The sequence below is a fragment of the Sphingobium lactosutens genome (assembly GCF_013393185.1).
Lineage (GTDB): Bacteria > Pseudomonadota > Alphaproteobacteria > Sphingomonadales > Sphingomonadaceae > Sphingobium > Sphingobium lactosutens_A.
This window is the reverse complement of record NZ_QJQX01000045.1, coordinates 1-2,002: the sequence shown is the minus strand read 5'-3', so window position 1 is coordinate 2,002 and position 2,002 is coordinate 1. Positions and strand designations below refer to the sequence as shown.

Annotated in this window: 3 pseudogenes; 2 read left to right on the top strand and 1 reads right to left on the bottom strand. The window is 59.5% G+C overall.

The annotated features are described in order from the left end of the window. Positions 1–231: 231 nt before the first annotated feature. Positions 232–1,247, bottom strand: a pseudogene (locus DM806_RS11085) (IS110 family transposase). On the opposite strand from DM806_RS11085, the pseudogene DM806_RS11080 reads away from it, so the two are divergent. After that, positions 1,194–1,774: pseudogene (locus tag DM806_RS11080) on the top strand (IS3 family transposase); the annotation flags it as partial. The pseudogenes DM806_RS11085 and DM806_RS11080 sit on opposite strands and share 54 nt — an antisense overlap. A gap of 31 nt (positions 1,775–1,805) precedes the next feature. Then, positions 1,806–2,002: pseudogene (locus tag DM806_RS11075) on the top strand (IS256 family transposase); the annotation flags it as partial.

The window sequence follows — 2,002 nt, the reverse complement described above, 5'->3', positions numbered from 1 at the left end:
CTCTATGGACGGCTCTCCCTTTGCAAGCGGCATTGAAACGTTCTGCGTGGATCAGTTGCAAACATCTATCCGGCGTCAGCTGGTTGGCCAGAGCGCCCAAATGGGAAATCCGCACACGCGCACCTCTACAGCTGGTAGGCCTCAAGAGCCTCGATAATAGTCAGGTTCGTCGCGCGTCGGCTCGATCAGTGCAGTCCATTTCTCCGTCTACTCGCAAACTGGTTGGTGTCTTCAGGCGGCGGCGCGGTAGTGATCGCCCGTTCGAAGCACGGCCCAGATTATCCGTGCGTTCTTGTTGGCGATGGCAACCGTTGCGCGGTTGAAGCCGCGCCGTTCCCGAAGCTGGTTGGCCCATTGACTCATAGGATCATTTTTGTTGGGTGCCGTTCTCACGACGGCACGTGCGCCGTGAACCAATAGGCTGCGCAGATGCTGGCTTCCTCGTTTGGAGATGCCCATAAGCACGGCCTTGTCACCGCTCGAAAACTGGCGCGGTACCAATCCAAGCCAGGCCGCCATGTGGCGCCCATTCCTGAAGTCCGAACCATCGCCGACCGCTGCAACAATGGCTGTCGCTGTTTTGGGCCCAACGCCTTTGATCCTGGCGACGCGCTGACAGGGCTCGCTCGCTTTGAAGACGGCTTCGATTTTCTTGTCGAAATGCGCGATGCGACAATCGAGATCACAGAAAAATCCCAGAGTTCGGCAATGGTTTCGTGAGCCATAGCCGACAGACCAGATTCGGCACGCGCGAGAATTTCCGGGATCATGCGTCTCGCTCTGGTGATCGATTTGGCAAAGGCGATACCGCGATCAGGCAATAGTCCGCGCATCTGACTGACCAGGGCGGTTCGATGATTGACAAGCCGCTGGCGGGCGCGGTGCAACGCCTGCACATCCTGCTGCTCTACGCTCTTCTTGGGCACCAGCGGAATGTGGGGTTGGCGCACGGCCGTGCAGATCGCCTCGGCATCGTTGCCGTCGTTCTTCTGCCTGCGCACGAACGGTTTCACATATTGCGGGCTGACGATCTTCACCTTGTGGCCAAGGGCTTCAAACTGGCGCGCCCAGCAGAAGGCGCCCGTGCAGGCCTCGATCGCGATCGTACACGGTTCGATGCCGGCAAGCACAGCCAGCAACTGATCGCGCATGACCCTGCGTTTGAAAATCGCATTGCCTTTGCGATCCGCGCCATGGAGTTGAAATACGTTCTTCGCCAGGTCGATACCGAGGACATCTATGGTCATCGCTTCTCTCCTTCCAAGTTCGGTTACACAACAGTGCTCCGGGGTGGGAGAGCCGTCCATCCCATTAGGTGGCGCAAGGAGTATGGCGGTCTGAAGACCGACCAGGCGCGGCGGATGAAAGATCTGGAGAAGGAGAACCAGCGGCTTCGCCGTGCGATTTCCGACCTGACCCTGGACAAGCTGATCCTGCAGGAGGCTGCCAAGGGAAACTTCTAAGCCCCGCGCGGCGACGGCGCTGCATCGATCATGTGCGACGCGAACTTCCAGTCCCGGTATCCGAACGACGGATCTGCCGGGTTCTGGGTCAGCATCGATCGACACAGCGTAAAGTACCGCGCGGGGCGGATGACGAACAGGCGCTGACGGAGGACATCATCGCGTTGGCGAAGCAATATGGCCGATACGGCTACCGCCGGGTGACGGCGTTGCTGTGCCATGCGGGGTGGACGGTGAACCATAAGCGGGTCGAGCGGATATGGCGGCGCGAGGGGCTCAAGGTGCGGGACTGTCAGGAATTTCGTGTGCGGCGAGGCATAATGGGCAACAAGGAGACCCAGTATGTCACGACGCAAAGAACCCTCGATACCGAACGACATTCTCGACCAACTGCTGGCCGGCACTGACGCAGCAGCAGCGCTCAGCCAGGGCGGCCTGCTCGATACATTGAAGAAGGCATTTGCCGAACGGGCGCTCAATGCGGAGATGGATCACCATCTTGGCCAGGAGGAGCAAGGGACCAACAGCCGGAACGGCTA